Genomic DNA, 2,037 nt, shown 5'->3' with positions numbered 1-2,037 from the left:
TGATGGCTTCGCTGTGCTTCTTGCCGGCCGCCCGCTTTTCGAGGTAGTAGTCCTTGGCCCAGGAGCACCACCTGGTGCTGCAGAAAGCGAAGAGGTACATGGTTTCGCGGAAGGGTTTTACGCAGGCGTTGCGGAACACTACCGCCCGGGATTTGCCGGACTGGCGCGTCACGGGCGCTGTTCCGACGCGGGCCTGGACGACCCGGACGTCAGGGTAGCGGTCCCGGTCGTCGCCCAGGTCCCCGAGCATCCTGGCAGCCAGGTACGTGCCAGCTCCGGGGAGGCTGGTGAAGATGTTGCTGTCAGGATGTTCTTTCAAAAGGGCATCGATCTCTTTCCTGTAGGCGGAGATTTGTTCGTTGAGGGCTTGGAGTTGGGCGATAAGGGCGATGGCCAGCATCTGCTTGGCTACGATCATCGCGGGTCGCACGGTGAATCCTGGCTCTTGCACCGCCTCGTAGATCTGCCTTGCCTTCTTCTCAGCTCCAGGATAGTGATGTTCCCGGAGGAAGGCCTCCAGGTCTTCCAGCGTGGAGTTACGGGCCTCCTGGTGGGTAGGGTAGGCTTTCAGGAAGGCGAGGGCGATAGGGCTGGCCAGATCGGAGAAGAGCTCGGTGGCGACCGGGAAGTAGCAGAGCAAGGCGGAGCGAAGCTGATTTCTGAGCATGGTTTGAGTCTTCTCCAGTTCGGCGCAGTCGCGGGTGAGCATGCGGATCAGGGTTGTTTCTTCGCTGTCGGGCCGGAAGGGTTGGTAAGCCTGGCGGTCGGTACGGAGTATGTCAGCCAGGATGCGGGCGTCGATGCAGTCGGTCTTGGTGCGGGCCAGGCGGAACCTGTCGCGGAAGCGTTCGACGGCCTTGGGGTTGAGGGGGTAGATGGTGTAACCGGCGTCCAGGATGGCCTCCACGAACGGGCCTTGGGTTGCCTCGATGGCGAAAAGGATGTTCCTCTTGTCCGGCTCAATAGCGGCGACCCTCTTGAGCAACTCCGCAACACCCACGGGGGAATTGGGGACCTCGAACTCGGCATGGATGGTGTCATCGTCCCTGATGCACACGCGGTGAGCCTTTTCGGCCCAATCGATACCTACGTACAGCAATCTGGTTCCCTCCCTCGTCCTGCACCACCCGATCCTGTCGCTGGCCTCCTCCTGCCTCCTAAACTGCCGGTGCTCCCTGGCGGGGCACATCACCCTATCGGTGGTCGGCCTAACGGTGTTCCCCGGGGGGCTGGTCTATCATCGGTGCTTGAGGGCACGGGGAGTCGTGAGCCTCCCCAGGGAAATCTCCTGGCCCGGGCGGTAGTTCAGTTGTCGTGCGTGACCTCAGAGTCAGACTCTCATGCCCTCCTCCCCTTCCAAGCTGCAATATCACCCGACCTTGGCACTACCGCCCTACCAATATCAACTTCCAACTCGAATGCTAGCTTAGGAGGGAGTCGGAGGCAAACGTGGCGGGGAGCCGCCCAAGACTGCCAAGCGGGGCCACACAGAGTCGAAAGCCTAAGGGAGAGCGAGGGACCGCGAGCAATCAGTCAAAAACACTGAGATTGGGGGGGTGTCAATGTGGAATAGCAAGGTTTGCCGCTCCGCGCCCATACGAACGCGCCAGCAATTCCACCGGGTGGCATACGGCCGTTCTCGTTCGGGTGCCCCGCAGCATGGCGCGCAACTGCGACAGGCAGGAAGGACAGCCGCTCACCACGGCTTCGGCCCCGGTTGCGACGATGCTGGCGACCTTTTGCCGCCCAACCTGGTGCGCCAGCTCCCGGCGCCTCAGGGCAAAGGAATCCCCGCCTCCGCAGCACATGTCGGCACCCTTCATCTCCACCAACTCCAGGTCTGGGATCGACTGCAGGATCCGGCGAGGTTGCTCCCTTACCCCCTGCCCCCTGCCCAGGTGGCAGGGGTCGTGATAAGTAACCCGCAGACGCACCGCGCGCTCAGGCCGGCGGTACCCATGTCTGACCAGGAACTCGCATACATCGAACACACGGCGGGCTAGGGCTCGCGCCCGGTCTTCATACTCTGGATCACCG

Annotated in this window: 2 protein-coding genes; both read right to left on the bottom strand. The window is 62.3% G+C overall.

Annotated elements, in window-relative coordinates; all coding sequences use genetic code 11:
• Window positions 1-1,099, bottom strand: a 1,099-nt coding sequence (locus AB1609_22405; protein MEW6049186.1) for an IS110 family transposase, incomplete at its 3' end; no start/stop codon positions are given.
• Window positions 1,100-1,559: 460 nt separating this feature from the next.
• On the bottom strand, window positions 1,560-2,037 hold a 478-nt coding region (locus AB1609_22400), incomplete at its 5' end, for a heterodisulfide reductase-related iron-sulfur binding cluster (protein MEW6049185.1).

Source organism: Bacillota bacterium (assembly GCA_040754675.1).
Taxonomy (GTDB): domain Bacteria; phylum Bacillota; class Limnochordia; order Limnochordales; family Geochordaceae; genus Geochorda.
The sequence above is the reverse complement of the archived record's forward strand: the minus strand, read 5'-3'. Positions and strand labels throughout refer to the sequence as shown.